At 66.7% G+C, this 16,885-nt stretch carries 15 protein-coding genes, 2 tRNA genes, 1 other RNA gene and 1 pseudogene; 10 read left to right on the top strand and 9 right to left on the bottom strand.

Features of this window, described 5'->3' with window-relative positions; genetic code table 11:
- Window positions 1–2,123: Rne/Rng family ribonuclease (locus JX613_RS18780; RefSeq protein ID WP_207103000.1), on the bottom strand; the 2,123-nt coding region annotated here is incomplete at its 3' end.
- Window positions 2,124–2,665: 542 nt separating this feature from the next.
- Here JX613_RS18780 and JX613_RS18775 point away from each other — a divergent pair.
- The gene (locus JX613_RS18775) at window positions 2,666–3,562 is read left to right on the top strand and encodes a hypothetical protein (protein ID WP_207102999.1); all 897 of its coding nucleotides are present in this window, start codon (window positions 2,666–2,668) and stop codon (window positions 3,560–3,562) included.
- Window positions 3,563–3,564: 2 nt separating this feature from the next.
- Here JX613_RS18775 and JX613_RS18770 read toward each other — a convergent pair whose 3' ends face one another.
- Both JX613_RS18770 and JX613_RS18765 read right to left on the bottom strand, forming a co-directional pair.
- Window positions 3,565–4,203 carry an inner membrane-spanning protein YciB gene (locus JX613_RS18770; protein ID WP_237168728.1) on the bottom strand — a complete coding sequence of 213 codons (639 nt, stop codon included), beginning with the start codon at window positions 4,201–4,203 and terminating at the stop codon, window positions 3,565–3,567.
- A 37-nt stretch (window positions 4,204–4,240) separates the two neighbouring features.
- On the bottom strand, window positions 4,241–5,236 hold the full coding sequence (locus JX613_RS18765; protein WP_207102998.1) for a DUF1223 domain-containing protein: 996 nt from the start codon (window positions 5,234–5,236) through the stop codon (window positions 4,241–4,243).
- 253 nt (window positions 5,237–5,489) lie between these two features.
- Between JX613_RS18765 and acnA the strand changes: the two genes are divergently transcribed.
- From acnA to rpmG, 3 genes are all read left to right on the top strand, one after another.
- Window positions 5,490–8,213, top strand: coding sequence for an aconitate hydratase AcnA (gene acnA, locus JX613_RS18760; protein ID WP_207102997.1), 2,724 nt, complete (start codon window positions 5,490–5,492; stop codon window positions 8,211–8,213).
- Window positions 8,214–8,432: 219 nt separating this feature from the next.
- An RNA gene (rnpB, locus tag JX613_RS18755) (RNase P RNA component class A) lies at window positions 8,433–8,809 on the top strand.
- 130 nt (window positions 8,810–8,939) lie between these two features.
- Window positions 8,940–9,107 (top strand): 50S ribosomal protein L33, encoded by a 168-nt coding sequence (gene rpmG, locus JX613_RS18750; RefSeq protein ID WP_022707377.1) that lies wholly within the window; start codon window positions 8,940–8,942, stop codon window positions 9,105–9,107.
- A 179-nt stretch (window positions 9,108–9,286) separates the two neighbouring features.
- Here rpmG and JX613_RS18745 read toward each other — a convergent pair whose 3' ends face one another.
- Both JX613_RS18745 and JX613_RS18740 read right to left on the bottom strand, forming a co-directional pair.
- On the bottom strand, window positions 9,287–10,132 hold the full coding sequence (locus tag JX613_RS18745) for a glycosyltransferase family 32 protein (protein ID WP_207102996.1): 846 nt from the start codon (window positions 10,130–10,132) through the stop codon (window positions 9,287–9,289).
- A 169-nt stretch (window positions 10,133–10,301) separates the two neighbouring features.
- The gene (locus JX613_RS18740; RefSeq protein ID WP_207102995.1) at window positions 10,302–11,177 is read right to left on the bottom strand and encodes a hypothetical protein; all 876 of its coding nucleotides are present in this window, start codon (window positions 11,175–11,177) and stop codon (window positions 10,302–10,304) included.
- A gap of 137 nt (window positions 11,178–11,314) precedes the next feature.
- Here JX613_RS18740 and JX613_RS18735 point away from each other — a divergent pair.
- From JX613_RS18735 to JX613_RS18725, 3 genes are all read left to right on the top strand, one after another.
- A tRNA-Thr gene (locus JX613_RS18735) sits at window positions 11,315–11,389 on the top strand.
- A gap of 73 nt (window positions 11,390–11,462) precedes the next feature.
- Window positions 11,463–12,380 (top strand): manganese-dependent inorganic pyrophosphatase, encoded by a 918-nt coding sequence (locus JX613_RS18730; protein WP_207102994.1) that lies wholly within the window; start codon window positions 11,463–11,465, stop codon window positions 12,378–12,380.
- Window positions 12,380–13,249, top strand: coding sequence for a TIGR01459 family HAD-type hydrolase (locus tag JX613_RS18725; protein ID WP_207102993.1), 870 nt, complete (start codon window positions 12,380–12,382; stop codon window positions 13,247–13,249). The genes JX613_RS18730 and JX613_RS18725 overlap by 1 nt, the downstream gene beginning before the upstream one ends.
- A gap of 3 nt (window positions 13,250–13,252) precedes the next feature.
- Here JX613_RS18725 and JX613_RS18720 read toward each other — a convergent pair whose 3' ends face one another.
- Window positions 13,253–14,095 (bottom strand): class I SAM-dependent methyltransferase, encoded by an 843-nt coding sequence (locus tag JX613_RS18720; protein ID WP_207102992.1) that lies wholly within the window; start codon window positions 14,093–14,095, stop codon window positions 13,253–13,255.
- Between the two features lie 134 nt (window positions 14,096–14,229).
- On the opposite strand from JX613_RS18720, the gene JX613_RS18715 reads away from it, so the two are divergent.
- The 3 genes from JX613_RS18715 to JX613_RS18705 are packed head-to-tail and all read left to right on the top strand — an operon-like array spanning window position 14,230 to window position 16,071.
- Window positions 14,230–14,673, top strand: coding sequence for a MaoC family dehydratase (locus tag JX613_RS18715; RefSeq protein ID WP_207102991.1), 444 nt, complete (start codon window positions 14,230–14,232; stop codon window positions 14,671–14,673).
- Between the two features lie 31 nt (window positions 14,674–14,704).
- The gene (locus JX613_RS18710) at window positions 14,705–15,631 is read left to right on the top strand and encodes a bifunctional riboflavin kinase/FAD synthetase (protein ID WP_207102990.1); all 927 of its coding nucleotides are present in this window, start codon (window positions 14,705–14,707) and stop codon (window positions 15,629–15,631) included.
- Window positions 15,631–16,071, top strand: coding sequence for a YcgN family cysteine cluster protein (locus JX613_RS18705; protein ID WP_207102989.1), 441 nt, complete (start codon window positions 15,631–15,633; stop codon window positions 16,069–16,071). Before JX613_RS18710 ends, JX613_RS18705 begins: the two co-directional genes overlap by 1 nt.
- A gap of 37 nt (window positions 16,072–16,108) precedes the next feature.
- Here JX613_RS18705 and JX613_RS18700 read toward each other — a convergent pair whose 3' ends face one another.
- The 3 genes and pseudogenes from JX613_RS18700 to JX613_RS18690 form a co-directional block, all read right to left on the bottom strand.
- Window positions 16,109–16,429 carry a hypothetical protein gene (locus tag JX613_RS18700; protein WP_207102988.1) on the bottom strand — a complete coding sequence of 107 codons (321 nt, stop codon included), beginning with the start codon at window positions 16,427–16,429 and terminating at the stop codon, window positions 16,109–16,111.
- 92 nt (window positions 16,430–16,521) lie between these two features.
- Window positions 16,522–16,596: transfer RNA gene (locus tag JX613_RS18695), tRNA-Asn, on the bottom strand.
- Between the two features lie 59 nt (window positions 16,597–16,655).
- Window positions 16,656–16,885: pseudogene (locus JX613_RS18690) on the bottom strand (MBL fold metallo-hydrolase); the annotation flags it as partial.

The following is a 16,885-nucleotide window of genomic DNA, read 5'->3' as shown; positions in this document are numbered from 1 at the left end:
GACCGCGAGCGGCGGCGGCGGCCGTTGCCCTCGCCCTCGGGGGCCGCGTCGGCCGCGTCGGCTTCCGCCTCGTCCGGGGCCTCGGCTTCCTCGGCGCTGTCTTCCTCGGCACCCTCGCCCTCGGCCCGTTCGCCGGGCTTCCGGCGGCGGCGACGGCGGCGGCGGCGGGACCGGCCTTCGCCGTTCTCATCCTCGGCCGATGCAGTCTCGGCGCTGTCCTCGGCGGCATCGCCCGCCTCGGCCTCGGCCTCGATCTCCTCGGGCAGATCCTCGTCCTCGTCGTCGATCTGGGCCATCAGCTCGGCATCCACCGACAGGACCGAGGCCGACACCTCGGGGACGTTGCGGGTCGCGGTCTTGAACTTCTCGATGGCGAAATCGGGCGAGATCAGCGCCGGATCGGCCTCCAGCCGGACCGACAGGCCATAGCGCGCCTCGATCCCGGCGATATGCTCGCGCTTCTGGTTGATCAGGAAGTTGGCCACCGCGACCGGGGCCTTGACCAGCACCTCGCGCGACCGCTTGCGCGTGCCCTCGTCCTCGATGGCGCGCAGGATGGTCAGGGCCAGGCTGTCGTCGCTGCGGATCAACCCGGTGCCGTGGCAATGGGCGCAGGGCTGCGTGGTCGATTCCAGCATCCCCGGGCGCAGCCGCTGGCGCGACATCTCCATCAGGCCGAAGCCCGAGATGCGGCCCACCTGGATGCGCGCGCGGTCGGATTTCAGCCGTTCCTTCAGGCGCTTTTCCACCGCGGCGTTGTTGCGCCGTTCCTCCATGTCGATGAAGTCGATGACGATCAGGCCCGCCAGGTCGCGCAGGCGCAACTGGCGCGCCACCTCGTCGGCGGCCTCCAGGTTGGTCTTCAGCGCCGTTTCCTCGATCGAGCCCTCGCGGGTGGACCGGCCCGAGTTCACGTCGATGGCGACCAGCGCCTCGGTGATGCCGATGACGATATAGCCGCCCGATTTCAACTGCACGGTCGGGTTGAACATGCCCGACAGATAGCTTTCCACCTGATAGCGCGCGAACAGCGGCATCTGGTCGGTGTATTGCTGCACGGCCCGGCTGTGGTCGGGCATGATCATCTTCATGAAGTCCTTGGCGACGCGATAGCCGCGCTCGCCCTCGACCAGAACCTCGTCGATGTCCTTGCTGTACAGGTCGCGGATGACCCGCTTGATCAGGTCGCCTTCCTCATAGATCGGGGCGGGGGCCACCGACTTGAAGGTCAGCTCGCGGATCTGTTCCCACAAGCGCAGCAGGTATTCGTAATCGCGCCGGATTTCCGTCCGCGTCCGCTGGCTGCCCGCCGTGCGGATGATCAGGCCCGCCCCTTTCGGCACGTCCAGTTCAGACGCGATGTCCTTCAGCTTCTTGCGGTCGGCGACGTTGGTGATCTTGCGGCTGATGCCGCCGCCGCGCGCGGTGTTGGGCATCAGGACGCAGTAACGGCCCGGCAGCGACAGATAGGTGGTCAGCGCGGCGCCCTTGTTGCCGCGTTCCTCCTTGACGACCTGGACCAGCATGATCTGCCGGACCTTGATCACTTCCTGGATTTTATAACGGCGGGGGCGCGGCTTCTTCTGGACGCGGATTTCCTCGGCCACGTCTTCCTCGGCGACCGATTCGATCTCTTCGTCCTTGTCGGACGCATCGGTGGCGGTTGCCTCCTCGGCCTCGGTGTTGTCGCCGGTTTCATCAGCGTCGGCTGCCTGTTCCTCATCGGCCGCGGCCTCGGCATCCTCGGCGGCAACCTCGTCCCCCGTCTCGGCGCGTTCGGCCTGGGACTGGCGGCGCTTGGCACGGGCGGCGTCCTCGGCCTCCTGCGCCTCGGCATAGGCGCGCTCCTCGGCGATCAGCGCCTCGCGGTCGGCGGCGGGGATCTGGTAGTAATCCGGGTGGATTTCCGCGAAGGCCAGGAAGCCGTGGCGGTTTCCGCCGTAATCCACGAAGGCCGCCTGCAACGAGGGTTCGACCCGCGTGACCTTGGCCAGGTAGATGTTGCCCGAAATCTGGCGCTTGTTTACGGTCTCGAAATCAAATTCTTCGACCTTGGTTCCGTCCACCACGACCACCCGAGTTTCCTCGGCATGGGTGGCGTCGATCAGCATTTTCTTTGCCATGTTCAAGTCTTTCGCGCAGGCGCGCGCCGGGCGGCGCCAGTGGCACCCCCGAATGCAGGCCGCGTTGTGATGGGGACGCGGGCGCGGCAGCGGCAATGGCGATGGGGCGGGAAAGGCTGAATGCCCCCCCGTCCCGATCCTGTCCATCCCCTGCGCGCGTCATCGCGTCTGTTCCTTACGGTTGACGCGAAGGCCAAGGCCCGCCGCGCCGCTGTCTGATGTCGCCCGGTCGCACGACACTGCGCGCCGCGGGCGGGTTTTCCGCGTGACACATGCCGCCTTCCGTGAATCGGTGCCAGAGGTGCCGCGCTGCGAAACTGTTTGCGCCCCACAACCCGCGATTGAGGATCGCATGACGCATAGCCGCAACATAGAGGGGGTGGCGGGGAAAATTCAATGCCGAAAACGGCATGGCCGCCAATGGGCAGGTTCCGGCCTGACTAAAATGCCGCGCAACGGGCGTCACGCCGCCTTAACGCTTCTTTCACGGCGGTGTCGCATCCTGGGTCCATGCCCCTTGGGCAAGTAAGGAGGCGCTGTCCATGCCGGTCGTCAAGGTCGATGCCGATCACGCGCTGCCACCCGGGCTGACGGGGGCGCTGGCCGATCTGCCCGGCCATGCGCCGGTCATCCTGATGATCCACGGCTATCGCTATTCGCCCGCCGCCGCCCATTGCGATCCGCACCGGCATATCCTGTCGCTCGACCCCGATTGCTCGATCCGCCGGGCGGTGTCCTGGCCCCGCGCGCTTGGCTTTGGCGCGGGGAACAGGGACGAGGGGCTGGCCATCGCCTTCGGCTGGGAAGCGCGGGGGATGCTAGGCCAGGCCTATGGGCGCGCGGGCGAGGTCGGCCGCTCGGCCGCGGCGCTGGTGTCTGCCATTGCCGGGCAGTCTGGCAGGCCGGTCGCGGTGATCGGCCATTCGCTGGGCGCGCGGGTGGCGTTGCAGGCGCTGCACCATGCCGATCCCGGCAGCATCGGCCGGGTGGTCCTGCTGGCGGGGGCCGAGTTCCGCGACACCGCCGCCGCCGCCCTGGACAGCCCCGCCGGGCGGCGGGCCGAGGTGCTGAACATCACCTCGCGCGAGAACGACCTGTTCGACTTCGCGATGGAGCTTTGGCTGGATCGCGGGCGCAGGCAGGCGCTTGGCCTTGGCCTGGAACGTCCGGCGGGCAACTGGCTGGACGTGCAGATCGACGACGGGGCGACGCTGGCCGCCCTGGACCGGCTGGGCTTTCCGGTGGAACGCCGCCCGCTGCGCCTGTCGCACTGGACGCCCTATCTGCGGCGGGGTTTGTTCGATTTCTACCGCACCGCCCTGGCGCAGCCCTGGGCCCTGTCGCTGCCGATGCTGCGCACCCGCCTGCCCGGCGCCACCCAACCGCGCTGGTCGCGCCTGCTGGCCCTGCCCGCGCAATGGGGCGGGGTGCGGGCCTGAGCCTACTTGGTCGCGTCGTCGGTCGGCACCTGGATGGAATGGGCGCGGAACAGCCCCGCATTCGCCATCAGGAAGACAAAGATCACCAGCGGCATCCCGAAGGTCTTGAAATACACCCAGGTCGTCTCGGTCATGGATCGCCAGACGACCTCGTTGGCGATGGCCAGCGCCAGGAACAGCAGCGCCATCCGCGCCGTCAGCTTGCGCCACCCTTCGGCGTCCATGGGCAGGGCCTCGGACAGGATCGCGCCCAGCCAGTTGCGGCGGGTGACCAGGCTGAAGCCCAGAAGCCCCGCGAACAGCAGATAGATGATCGTGGGCTTGATCTTGAAGAAGCGTGGGTCGTTCAGCCAGACCGACAGGCCCCCGAAGACCACCACCAGCAGCAGCGTGGCGATCTGCATCGGCGACAGGTGGCCCGTCAGCCGCCAGCGGATCAGCGTGGCCAGCGCCAGCGCCGGGATGAAGACCAGCGTGGCAAAGACCAGCGGCGTATAGTCCTGCCCCCACAGGCTGACGCTGCCGCCGCGGTTCAGCATGAAGACCGCGAAGAACAGAAGCAGCGGGCCCCATTCCAGCGCGGGCAGCACCCAGGGTTTCGGTTCCTTCATGGCGGCATCCTTGTCTCGGGTCAGCGTCATGTTGTCCCGCATCGCGGCCCGCAGGACAAGTCCCGCGTCAGTCCAGGGGGATCGCGGCCAGGATCGGGCCGGGCAGGCCGTGCCCGCCCAGTTCCTTCTGGACCAGCAGCGCGTGGCGCGTGTCCGTGGGAAAGCTGTCGTCCGCCGGGCCGTCGGGGCTGACGGTCATGCGCAGCGGCGCGGCGCCGTCCCATTCGGCCAGCCGGTCCAGCGACAGCACGACATTGGTATAGGTGACGACCCGGCCCCGGTTCTCGCCCGCCGTCATCTCGACCGCGCGCTCGGGGGCATAGCGGACCAGCAGGATCTCGACCCCGCCGCCCAGGTCGGACAAGGGCGTCAGCTCGATCACCTGGCCCCTGGCGCCTGCCTCTCGCTGCACGCTGACCATGGCGGGGGCCAGGCGGTTGGCGTCGATCAGCGCCATCAGCTGCGCGGGCCCAAGCGACACGGCGGTATCCACGCCGCCCACGATCAGCTGCGGGGTATAGACCGCGTGTTCGCCCGCCGCGCGGGCATAGCGTTCCTGCCGGGCCGTGAACTCGGGCCGCGCAAAGCTGTCGGCCCAGCCGAGGTAATCCCAGTAATCGACGTGAAAGGACAAGGGCAGGATGCCCGGCTCTCCCGACAGGGTGGCCAGCATCGCGTCCGCCGGCGGGCAGGACGAACACCCCTGCGAGGTGAAAAGCTCGACCACCACGGGGATCGCGTCGGCGAAGCCGAAGCTGTCCATCGTCGGCGGCGTGTCCGAGGCGGCAAAGCTGTTGACGCCGCCCAGCTCGGTCGGCGCATAGGCCGACGAGGGGGCCGACCGCCCCGGATCCCGGGGGGCCGAGATGACCGGCGCGTCCCCTTGGGCCGCCCCGCCCCGGTCGTGCTGGCCCGCGCCCATCCCGCCCGGCCCGCCGTCGCCAGCCCCCCTGCCCCCGCCCTCCGGGCCCTGGGCAGCGGCCATCCCGCCAAGGGCGGTCAGGCCGCACAAGGCTGCGGCGGCAAGGGTGTTTCTGCACAGGGCTGCCAATGCGGCCAGCATTCCGGGGTCCGATGGTCAGGAAACTTTGACCTTCTGCATAGCGCCCCCGTCCCGCCCGGAACAAATCAAGGCTTTGTTAGCCGCCCCGTGAACGGCCTCGGGGACGCCCCTTGTGCCCCTTGAGCAACAACCCCATCTATGGTATGCGATTGCATACAATTTGCCGCGCGTGACCCTTGCGCTGTCCGGCCTCATCGGGCAAAGCAAGGCCACGCACGCCCGACCCATCCAATTCGCAGACAGGGAGGCTTTGATGCCCATCCAGATCGGAACCGACACCGCCAGGACGCGCCGCACATTGACGGCGGGCGGCAAGGATTACGCCTATTACTCGATCGACGCCGCCACGGAAGCGGGGCTTGGCGATTTCTCGAAACTGCCGGCCTCGCTGAAGGTCGTGCTGGAAAACCTGCTGCGCTTCGAGGATGGCGGATTTTCGGTATCCGTGGACGACATCAAGGCCTTCGGCGAATGGGCGTCGCTGGGCGGCAAGAACCCGCGAGAGATCAACTATCGCCCCGCCCGCGTGCTGATGCAGGACTTCACCGGCGTTCCGGCGGTCGTGGACCTGGCCGCGATGCGCGACGGGATCATTGGCCTGGGCGGCAACGCGCAGAAGATCAACCCGCTGAACCCGGTCGATCTGGTCATCGACCATTCGGTGATGATCGACGAATTCGGCAATCCGCGCGCCTTCCAGAAGAACGTGGACCTGGAATACGAACGCAACATCGAACGCTACCAGTTCCTGAAATGGGGCCAGAACGCGTTCCAGAACTTCCGCGTGGTGCCGCCCGGAACCGGCATCTGCCACCAGGTGAACCTGGAATACCTGGCCCAGACCGTCTGGACCGACACCGACCAGAACGGCGCGCTGGTCGCCTATCCCGATACGCTGGTGGGCACCGACAGCCACACGACGATGGTCAACGGCTTGGCCGTCCTGGGTTGGGGCGTCGGCGGGATCGAGGCCGAGGCCGCGATGCTGGGCCAGCCCGTGTCCATGCTGATCCCGGAAGTCGTGGGCTTCAAGCTGACCGGCAAGATGGTCGAGGGCACCACCGCCACCGACCTGGTGCTGAAGGTCGTGCAGATGCTGCGCAAGCATGGCGTCGTGGGCAAGTTCGTCGAATTCTATGGCGAAGGGCTGGACAACCTGCCGCTGGCGGACCGCGCGACCATCGCCAACATGGCCCCTGAATACGGCGCCACCTGCGGCTTCTTCCCCATCGACGACGAAACCCTGCGCTATCTGCGCAACACCGGCCGTGATGAGGACCGCATCGCCCTGGTCGAGGCCTATGCCAAGCAGAACGGCTTCTGGCGCGGCGCGGATTACGCGCCGATCTATACCTCGACGCTGGAACTGGACATGGGCACCATCGTGCCCGCGATTTCCGGTCCCAAGCGCCCGCAGGATTACCTGCCGCTGACCGACTCGGCCCGGACCTTCGGCAAGCTGGTCGCCGACTATCGCGGCGGCGCGCAGGACGATGGCGAAACCCTGGTCCGCGACGTGCTGCGCACGGTGCCGGTCGAAGGAACGGACTATTCCATCCGCGACGGGTCCGTGGTGATCGCGGCGATCACCAGCTGCACCAACACCTCGAACCCCTATGTGATGATCGGGGCCGGTCTGGTGGCACGGAAGGCGCGCGCGCTTGGCCTGAACCGCAAGCCCTGGGTCAAGACCTCGCTGGCGCCCGGGTCGCAGGTCGTGGGCGAATATCTTGAGGCCGCCGGGTTGCAGGAGGATCTGGACGCCCTGGGCTTCAACCTGGTGGGTTACGGCTGCACCACCTGCATCGGCAACTCGGGGCCCTTGGGCGATCCGGCGATCAGCAAGGCGATCCACGACAACGACCTGGTGGCGACCGCCGTCCTGTCGGGCAACCGCAACTTCGAGGGCCGGATCTCGCCCGACGTGCGCGCGAACTTCCTGGCCTCACCCCCGCTGGTGGTGGCCTATGCCATCGCGGGCGACCTGAACGTGGACCTGACCCGCGATCCGATCGGCCAGACGCCGGAGGGCCGCGATGTCTATCTGAAGGACATCTGGCCCACCAACCAGGAAATCGCCGATCTGGTCCATGCGACGGTGACGCGCGAGGCGTTCCAGTCGAAATACGCCGACGTGTTCAAGGGCGACACCCGCTGGCAGGCGGTAAAGGTCACGGACTCCGAGACCTATGACTGGCCGCCGACCTCGACCTATATCCAGAACCCGCCCTATTTCCGGGGCATGGCCAAGGAAGCGGGCGTCATCAGTGACATCGACGGTGCGCGCGTCCTGGCGATCCTGGGCGACATGATCACCACCGACCACATCAGCCCGGCCGGTTCGTTCAAGCCGACCACGCCCGCAGGCCAGTATCTGCTGGAACGGCAGGTGGCGCCGCGTGATTTCAACAGCTACGGCTCGCGCCGGGGCAACCACGAGATCATGATGCGCGGCACCTTCGCCAACATCCGCATCAAAAACGAGATGCTGGACGGGGTCGAGGGCGGCTATACCAAGGGCCCGGATGGCCAGCAGACGACGATCTTCGACGCCTCGATGGCCTATCAGGACGCGGGCGTGCCGCTGGTGATCTTTGGCGGCATCGAATACGGCGCGGGGTCCAGCCGTGACTGGGCGGCCAAGGGCACCAACCTGCTGGGCGTCAAGGCCGTCATCGCCGAGTCGTTCGAGCGTATCCACCGCTCGAACCTGGTCGGGATGGGCGTCGTCCCGTTCGAGTTCCTGCCCGGCGAGAACCGCAAGAGCCTGGGCCTGAAGGGCGACGAGGTGGTCTCGATCCACGGGCTTGCGGGCGACTTCAAGCCGCTGTCGCTGGTTCCCTGCACCATCCGTTACGCGGACGGCACGGTGAAGGAAATCCAGCTCAAGGCCCGCGTCGATACCGAGGTCGAGATCGAATACCTCAAGAACGGCGGCGTGCTGCATTACGTGCTGCGCAACCTGGCCAAAGGCTGATCGGGTGAAAACCTTGGTGCGTGCAAGCACGCACCCTACGCCCCCGCTGTTATGCAGCGGGGGTTTTGTTGTGCCAAAAGCCCGGCAGGCCCAAGGAGATGACTCGTAGGGTGCGTGCTTGCACGCACCGACGCCCCATCGGTGCGTGCAAGCACGCACCCTACCCCACAGCGGGTTTTTCGTTGACGCGCGCGCCCTTCCCCGCCATATCGGCACCGCGCGGAGGGCTGGATGACCGCGGCGGTGCGCCGTCGAGGAAAGTCCGGACTCCATGAGGCAGTGGTGCCGGGTAACGCCCGGCGGGGGCAACCCCAGGGAAAGCGCCACAGAGAACGAGACCGCCTGCATCCGTGCAGGCAAGGGTGAAACGGTGGGGTAAGAGCCCACCGGGGGCCTGGCAACAGGCCCCGCATGGCAAGCCCCACCAGGAGCAATGCCGAATAGGGACCGCGCGCGGGGGCAACCCCGCAGGGCCGCCTTGCCCCAGCAGGTCCGGGTAGGCAGCTTGATCCGGCGGGCAACCGCCGGGCCAGAGGAATGGTCATCCAGCCGCACATCGCGGTGGACAGAATCCGGCTTACAGGCCCTCCGCGCAAATCGGTCTGCAATCGCTGGAATTTTGCCGCGACTCGGGTTGACTTCGCCGCGTCCATGGGTAAAAGCCGGGCTTCAAACGAATTCCACGGGGTCTGCGCCGCGCGATTGCCCCGAAGCAGGAGCAATGACATGGCGAAGCCGACCACCATCAAGATCCGGCTGAACTCGACCGCCGGCACGGGCCACTTCTACGTGACCAAGAAGAACGCCCGCACCATGACCGAAAAGATGACCGTCCGCAAATACGACCCGGTCGTCCGTCAGCACGTCGAATACAAGGAAGGCAAGATCAAGTAAGGATCTTGGCCGGACAGGACCGGGCCGATGGCCTGGCCATGACCTAGGGCGCCTTCGGGCGCCCTATTTCTTTGCGGATCGAAAGGGGCGAAAAACATTCTTGCGGACAGAAGTGGACAGGAATGCACAATGCAATCGTCCGGCTTCTGCCCCGGACAGTGAGCCAGAGAACAATGCGCCTAGATCCAGCCGGGAAATGCCTTTCTCAGACGCCGCACCAGACGCCTGGCCCTTGAGTTCGATCGCTTGACATAAAACTCTTCCTGCCGCCAGTGAGAGATCTTTTTCTGGGACAGGTCATCCTGATAGCCGTCATATTGGGTAAGCAGGACCACTTGGCCGTCGGACAACAGCCTTCCGGCACTGGATGCCGTATCCGAGGTCTTTTCCAGAAGCCGGAAATGATGATCCTTCACGTGGTTTACGCCAATGTCGAAGGGATGTCTCGAACGCCTGCCCAGGACAGCGTTCACGGACACGCCAAGCCCCCATGGCCCGGTGATCCTGTATCCGTCGATCGGACCGCTCGATTTCAGAATCCTGTCCGCAGCCCGGCTTATGGTCGCGACCAGAAAGGGATGGTCAGGGACGCTGCAGATGAAACCGTTCGACAGGCCATGAAGAACCATGTCTGCACGAGCGGCAATGAAATGATCGTCAGGCCTGATCACCTGGGAAAGGGGACGTTCGCATATGGAATCGACATCCGCATAAACGCCCCCCGTCAGACACAGTTGGCAATACCGCCACAGATCGGCGCGGAAGGCCCCGTTTTCCAGCTTGTCATAGGCCGCCAGGACCGAAGGGGCGAAATTTTCCGCAATCACCCTACGCCGGTCATCATTCGTGAAGAACCGATATTCGTATTCCGGGTTCAGTTCGATCCATGTCGATGCCGCCCGGTGCATCCGCTCCGCAATGTCGCGGGTTTCGAAAGTCTGATAGATGATCCGGGGGATGAGGCTATCGGTCGAGGCCGGGGTGTCACGTGCAAGGATACAATCAGGCATCGTGCTGTGCTTCATGACATATCCACCCAGTGACGCTCAATGCATATACCTGTGGATGCTTTCTCATGCCTATCGAATTTGTCAACCGGATTGTCAGAAGATGCGCCCTGCCGTTCCCGGAACGTTCAGACAGCTTCCTGCCGCCAGGGTCAGGACCGACTCCCGACGAAAATGTGCCTTCGCCTCAGGCCAGCACGAATTCCACCCCGGGCAGCACCGCGATCTCGGCCACGTCGGCGCGATAATCCTGGGTGACGCGGTCCACCACCTCCTGCGTCCAGCCCGGCAGGTCGATCACCTGGTCCAGCACGGCGGGCAGCGCGTGGTCCCGGATCATCTCGGAGGATATCGCCCGGCGCTGCGCGACGGTCAGGCGGTCCTGCGCGGACAGGGCGTCCTTCAGGCGGGCCATGCCCTCGGGGCCGAGGATTTCCCCAAGATACATCATGCCGCCCTTGAGCGGAGCCTCGGGGGGGATGTTGCCGGCCAGGCGGGCGATCTCGGGCCAGATCAGGGGCACGTCCTCGTGGCACCAGATCACCACGCGGCGGCCGGGAACCGCGCGCAGCAGCGCCTGGATCGGGTCGCGCCAGCGCAGGTCCAGCGGATGGCGGCCCTGCATCAGCACGTGATAGCCCCCGCCGGTGAAGACCGGCAGCACCTCGGAAATCAGGGTGGCGGGGTTGCGCAGCGCCAGGAAGAACTCGACCTCGTGGTCGGGAAAAAGGTTCGCCAGCGCCGCCGCCCGCGCGCCCATCTGTGGGTAAAGCCCTATCTGCCCCACCACCCGGCCCGGCGCGCCCATGAAGGTGGGCGAGGAAAAGACCGCCCGGTCGGGGGATTCGCTGTGCAGGACCGCGTCCAGCATGATCTGCTGCATTTCGGCGGTGGCGGGCCCGCCCTTCAGCGACATCAGCGCCTCTTCAAACAAGCCGCGATGGCGGTTCGGGGTGATGATGTCGGTGCCGTGCCGCATCAGGCAGTCGCGGTTGTTGAGCAGCGTTTTCAACAGCCTGTCGCCATCCGGGCCATGCACCGCCAGGTGAAACACCATCTGCATATCGGCTTTGTCCTTCCTTCTTCTCAACCCCTGCGGGTGACGCCGCACAGTAGCCAGCCAGCCTGCGCAGTCAAATCGCTTTGCGGATCGCGCCGGTGCTTGCGAAGATCGCCGCCAAGGGGTAATCGCAGGAACGCGCCGGTTTAGCTCAGCGGTAGAGCAGCGGTTTTGTAAACCGAAGGTCGGGGGTTCAATCCCCTCAACCGGCACCATCCTCTCGCGTTGGACATCGCCCGCAGCCCGCCCTATAACGCGCGCGACATCCAGACGCTGCGAAGGTGCATCATGATCAAGGTCTTCGGCCATACCGCCCCCGACACGGATTCGACCGGCTCTCCCATCATCTGGGCCTGGTACCTGAACGAGGTCCGCAAGACCCCCGCCCAGGCCGTCCTGCAAGGGGAACCCAACACCGAAGCCCTGTGGATGCTGAACCGCTGGAACCTGCCGAAGCCCCAGATCATCGCGGACGTGGCCCCGGGCGACCAGTGCGTGGTCGTCGATACCAACAACCCCGCCGAACTGCCCCCCAGCCTGGAGCAGGCCGAGGTGATCGAGATCATCGACCACCACCTGCTGGCGGGCGGCATCAAGACGCTGGTGCCGATCAACATCACCGTGCGCCCGCTGGCCTGCACCGCCACGATCATGCACGACCTGATCGGCGATGACATGGCCCGCGCGCCCGAAGCCATCCGGGGCGCGATGCTGACCTGCATCCTGTCGGACACGCTGGAATTCCGCAGCCCCACCACCACCGCCCACGACCGCGCCGTGGCCGAGAAGCTGGCCGCCGACCTGGGCATCACCATCCCCGACTATGCGGCCGAGATGTTCGCGGCCAAGTCCGACATCAGCGCCTTTTCCGACGAGGCGCTGCTGCGCACCGACAGCAAGGAATACGAGCTGAACGGCAAGCAGCTGCGGATCACGGTCCTGGAAACCACCTCGCCCCAGGTGCTGCTGGCGCGCAAGGCGGCGCTGCTGGCCGCCATGCCGCGCGTGGCCGCCGAGGACGGCGCGGACGAGGTTCTGTGCTTTGTCGTCGATATCCTGCGCAAGGAGGCGACCATGCTGATCCCCAACGATTATGTCCGCCGCCTGGCCGAACGCAGCTTCGGCGTCACCGTGACCGGCGACAGCGTGGTCCTGCCCGGCGTGATGAGCCGCAAGAAGCAGATCATCCCGGTTCTTGCCGTCTGATGACGCGGATCATCCAATCCCTGTCGCAGATCGGCGCCGGTTACGACGTGCTGTTCTGCGACCTGTGGGGCTGCCTGCACAACGGCAAGCAGCCCTATCCCGCCGCCGTCGCCGCCCTGCAGGCCTTCCGCCAGGGGGGCGGCAAGGTCGTGCTGATGACCAACGCGCCGCGTCCCAACCCATACGTGATCGCCCAGCTTGACCGCATGGGCGTGCCGCGCGACGCCTGGGACATCGTGGTCAGTTCGGGCGACGCCGCGCAAGAGGCGATGTTTGCCGGCCGCGTCGGCCGCGCGGTCTGGCATATCGGGACCGAGAAGGACAACGGCTTCTTCGACGACATCCCCGCCGACTGGGCCGATGCCCCGCCGATCCGCCGCGTGCCGCTGGACCAGGCCGAGGGGATCGTCGCCACCGGCCCCTTCGACGAACTGACCGAGACGCCGCAGGATTACCACGACCGGCTGATGGCCGCGCGCGACCGGGGGCTGCCGCTGCTCTGCGCCAACCCGGACGTGATCGTGGACATGGGCGAGACGCGGATCTATTGCGCGGGCGCGCTGGCGGAATATTACGAGGGGCTTGGCGGCCAGTCGCTGTATTTCGGCAAGCCGCATCCGCCGATCTATGACCGCGCGCGGCACCTGCTGGACCTGGGACCGGACGCGCGGATCCTCGCCATCGGCGACGGCATCTTCACCGATGTGAAGGGCGCGCTGGACCAGGGCATCGACGCGCTGTTCGTGACGGGCGGACTGGCCGCCGACGCGCTTGGCCCGGATGTCGAAAATCCCGACAAGGCCCTGCTGCGGGACTGGCTGGGCGGTCATTCCCTGGCCCCGCAATACAGCATCGGCCGGTTGCGCTGACGCCTAGGCCTGCCGCCCCGCGCGGCAGGAGAACACATGGATCGAGGACGGGATCCGCACCCCCGCCCCTTGCGCGAAAGCGGCAAAGGCGGTCTCGATCTGCCCGGCGATCGCCACACGATCCCGAGGCGAGGCGTTGCAGATCCGCAGCAGGCGCGCCGCAGGGCCGACACGCGTGGCAAGGCTCGCCGCGCCCGAGGGGCCGCCGGGCGGGGTCAGGTCGATCTGCCGGGTGTCCACGCGGCCATCGGACAGGCCCGCTTGCTTCATCAGATCCAGCACAAAGGCGGGATCGGCAAAGGCCAGCGGACCGGGCCCTGGGGACGGCGGATCCGGCGGCGCGCCAAGGTGCTGCCGCGCCGCCAGTTCGGGAAGGGCAAGCCAAGGGTTCCGGTCCAGCCGGTCCCAGGACACGAAGACCATCCGTCCGCCATCGCGCAGCGCCGATGCAAGGTTGCGGAACGCGGCGATGCTGTCCCCAAAGAAGCTCATCCCGAAGCGGGAGATGAGGACATCGAAGCCCGCCGGAAGGCGCTCGACCTGCGCATCGCACAGGCGGAAGGACACGTTTGCCAGCCCTTCGGCGCGCGCCCGCGCCCGCTCCAGCATCGGCGCGGCAATGTCCAGGCCCAGCACCCGTCCCGACGGGACCAGCCGCGCCGCCGCAACCGTGCTGGCCCCGGTCCCGCAGCCGACATCCAGGACCGCCTTGGCCCCCGTCAGAGCGGCGGCGTCCAGCAGGGCCCGCAGGATGCCCTCCATCGTGGCGTCCAGCACGGCCTCATGCTCGATCCAGGCGCGCCCTGCGGGCGAGGTCCAGAAATCGGCTTGCTGCTGGTTCTGCATCGGCTTGACCCAAGACGGAGAAGAAACAATCTTATACTTAAGCACCATCCATGTGAACAATTGTTGCTAAGGCCTGCTTTCGCTGCTATGCAGCATGGAAAGCGTCACCTTCGGTCTTTTCAATGGAACGCCCCATGCTGGACAACCTGCCCCGCGGCACCATCGTCATCGAGGATCTGGAGGTGGGCATGACCCGCCACCTGCACAAGCAGGTGACCGACCGCGACATCGAACTGTTCGCCGAGGTCTCGACCGACCGCAACCCGGTGCATCTGGACGACGATTACGCCCGCGACACGATCTTCGAGGGACGCATCGCCCACGGGATGCTGACGGCGGGGCTGATCTCGGCCGTGATCGGGGAACAGTTGCCGGGCCATGGCACGGTTTATCTGGGCCAGACGCTGAAATTCATGGCCCCCGTCCGTCCCGGCGACACCGTCCGGGCCGAGGTGACGGTGGACAGCATCGACCACGCGAAACGGCGGGTCACGCTTGCAACCCGCTGCCTCGTGGGTGATACGGTCGTCCTGAAAGGCGAGGCTGTCGTTCTGGCGCCAAGCCGCAAGTTCGACTGACGGGGCGCCCGCGCCCCAGTGGGGGCACCCTTTGCAGATCCACCGCGACTGGACAGGACTTCCGGCAAGCGCCCGCGGCGCCTCTGTCGCCATGGGCAATTTCGACGGCATCCACCTGGGCCACCGCGCCGTGATCGAATCCGCGCGCCAGGCGGGCGCGCCCCTGGGCATCGTCACCTTCGAGCCCCATCCCCGCCAGTTCTTCGCCCCCGACGCGCCGCCCTTCCGGCTGATGAATTCGGAATCCCGCGCCAACCGCCTAGCCCGGCTTGGGGTGGAACAGCTTTACGAACTGCCCTTCGGCGCGGTGCTGGCGGGGCTGTCGCCCGAGGCCTTCGCGCGCGACGTGCTGGTGGCCGGGCTTGGCGTTTCCCATGTGACCGTGGGCGCGGATTTCGTCTTCGGCAAGGACCGCGCGGGCAATGTCGCCACGTTGCGCGACCTGGGGGCGCAGCTTGGCTTCGGCGTGACGGCGGTGCCACTGGTGGGCCAGGGCGGGCAGGACTACAGTTCCACCGCGATCCGGCAGGCGCTGGCGGATGGCCGCCCCCGCGACGCGGAACGGATGCTGGGCCACCTGCACCGGATCGAGGGCGAGGTGATCCACGGCAACAAGCGCGGCCGCGAATTCGGCTGGCCCACCGCCAACATGCGCATGGACGACCTGCACCTGCCGCGCCTTGGCGTCTATGCGGTGGTGGTGGACGTGCTGACCGGCCCGGACAGGCTGTCCTGCCAGGGCGTCGCCAGCCTGGGCGTGCGCCCGATGTTCGGCCGCAACGCCCCGAACCTGGAAGTGCATCTGTTCGACTTCAACGGCGACCTTTACGGCCAGCATCTTTCGGTCGGCCTGGTTGAATTTTTGCGCGACGAGGCCAAATTCGACAGCGTGCAGACATTGATCGACCAGATTGCCGCCGATGCGGACCAGGCCCGCTCGGTGCTGGCGGGCGCGTGATGCGCGAGCGGTTCTGGGAACTGCCCCTGCCCCAGTTGCAGCCCGATGAATGGGAGGCGCTCTGCGATGGCTGCGGCAAATGCTGCCTGAACAAGATCGAATACGAGGACACGAACGAGCTGGCCTTCACCCGCGTCGCCTGCAAGCTGCTGGATGGCGAGAAATGCCAGTGCAGCAGCTACGCCAACCGCCACGATTACGTCCCCGACTGCGTGGTCCTGACGCCCCGCAAGCTGGCCGAGATCGCCTGGTGGCTGCCCGCCACCTGCGCCTATCGCCTGCGCCACGAGGGGCGGCCGCTCTATGAATGGCACCACCTGATCTCGGGCGACCGCGAGACCGTCCACCGCGCCGGCGCCAGCGTCTGCGGCTGGACCGTCAGCGAGGCCGCCGTCAGCGAGGACGACTGGGAAGACTATATCATCGAGGATTTGTCGTAAGGCGAGAACGGCTGACGGGCGGGCCGAAGACGCCCCCTCATCCCCCTTGCCCCAGGCGGTCGAACCAACCGGCATAGAGGGTGTTCTTCACCATCCTGCGGTTCAGATCCGCCGCGCCGTCGTCCCACCAGACAGGCCCCCGCTCGCCCAGGGCGATCTTGGCCGCGTTGACGGCCTGGTGCGCGGCATCCTCGGCCGCCTTGTCGCCCGAGGCCCGCGCCCCCCTGACCGCCCGCCGCGCCGCCATCAGCGCCTTGACCCACCGCTGCCGTTCGGCATCCGGCAAATGCGGATTGGCCGCCCGCCACAAGCGGCCGCGAACGACGATATAGCGATTGTCGGGCGTCAAGGGCGGCATGTCGAACCTGGCTGCAGGCCGAAGCCAACGACAAGGGCCGATTCAGGGTTCCAGGGCAGGAACGCGCGGCTTGGGGTAGCTGATCTTGAGATTGGCTCCGGCGGTAGGGATCGAACCTACGACCAATTGATTAACAGTCAACTGCTCTACCGCTGAGCTACGCCGGAACACGGGGGCCGTATAGCAATGGCGTTCGGGGGCGTCCAGAGGGAAGCGTGACGTTTTTTCACAAAATCAGAAATTCCGCGTCCGGGTGCAGATCGCCCAGCGGCGACACCGCGCCCAGGTCGGTCAGGGCCAGCAGATGGGCCAGCACGTTGCGGCTGGCGGCGGGCAGCAGGGCGGGCGGCACGTCATAGATGCGCCGCGCCAGGGCCGCCGCGCTGGCCGGGCCGTCGCGCAGGGCCGCCAGGATCTGCGCGGTGCGCTGGCGGCGGTGGGCGGCCAGGGCGGCCA

This window comes from Paracoccus shandongensis (assembly GCF_017315735.1).
GTDB classification, from domain to species: Bacteria; Pseudomonadota; Alphaproteobacteria; order Rhodobacterales; family Rhodobacteraceae; genus Paracoccus; species Paracoccus shandongensis.
This window is presented reverse-complemented; position numbering and strand designations above follow the sequence as displayed.

What these genes read in the sequence shown, in the direction of transcription:
- JX613_RS18775 (WP_207102999.1), top strand. Translation starts at nt 2,666, where the DNA reads ATGCCGGTCGTCAAGGTCGATGCCGATCACGCGCTGCCACCCGGGCTG.
- JX613_RS18770 (WP_237168728.1), bottom strand. Translation starts at nt 4,203, where the DNA reads ATGACGCTGACCCGAGACAAGGATGCCGCCATGAAGGAACCGAAACCC.
- JX613_RS18765 (WP_207102998.1), bottom strand. Translation starts at nt 5,236, where the DNA reads ATGCTGGCCGCATTGGCAGCCCTGTGCAGAAACACCCTTGCCGCCGCA.
- acnA (WP_207102997.1), top strand. Translation starts at nt 5,490, where the DNA reads ATGCCCATCCAGATCGGAACCGACACCGCCAGGACGCGCCGCACATTG.
- rpmG (WP_022707377.1), top strand. Translation starts at nt 8,940, where the DNA reads ATGGCGAAGCCGACCACCATCAAGATCCGGCTGAACTCGACCGCCGGC.
- JX613_RS18745 (WP_207102996.1), bottom strand. Translation starts at nt 10,132, where the DNA reads ATGAAGCACAGCACGATGCCTGATTGTATCCTTGCACGTGACACCCCG.
- JX613_RS18740 (WP_207102995.1), bottom strand. Translation starts at nt 11,177, where the DNA reads ATGCAGATGGTGTTTCACCTGGCGGTGCATGGCCCGGATGGCGACAGG.
- JX613_RS18730 (WP_207102994.1), top strand. Translation starts at nt 11,463, where the DNA reads ATGATCAAGGTCTTCGGCCATACCGCCCCCGACACGGATTCGACCGGC.
- JX613_RS18725 (WP_207102993.1), top strand. Translation starts at nt 12,380, where the DNA reads ATGACGCGGATCATCCAATCCCTGTCGCAGATCGGCGCCGGTTACGAC.
- JX613_RS18720 (WP_207102992.1), bottom strand. Translation starts at nt 14,095, where the DNA reads ATGCAGAACCAGCAGCAAGCCGATTTCTGGACCTCGCCCGCAGGGCGC.
- JX613_RS18715 (WP_207102991.1), top strand. Translation starts at nt 14,230, where the DNA reads ATGCTGGACAACCTGCCCCGCGGCACCATCGTCATCGAGGATCTGGAG.
- JX613_RS18705 (WP_207102989.1), top strand. Translation starts at nt 15,631, where the DNA reads ATGCGCGAGCGGTTCTGGGAACTGCCCCTGCCCCAGTTGCAGCCCGAT.
- JX613_RS18700 (WP_207102988.1), bottom strand. Translation starts at nt 16,429, where the DNA reads ATGCCGCCCTTGACGCCCGACAATCGCTATATCGTCGTTCGCGGCCGC.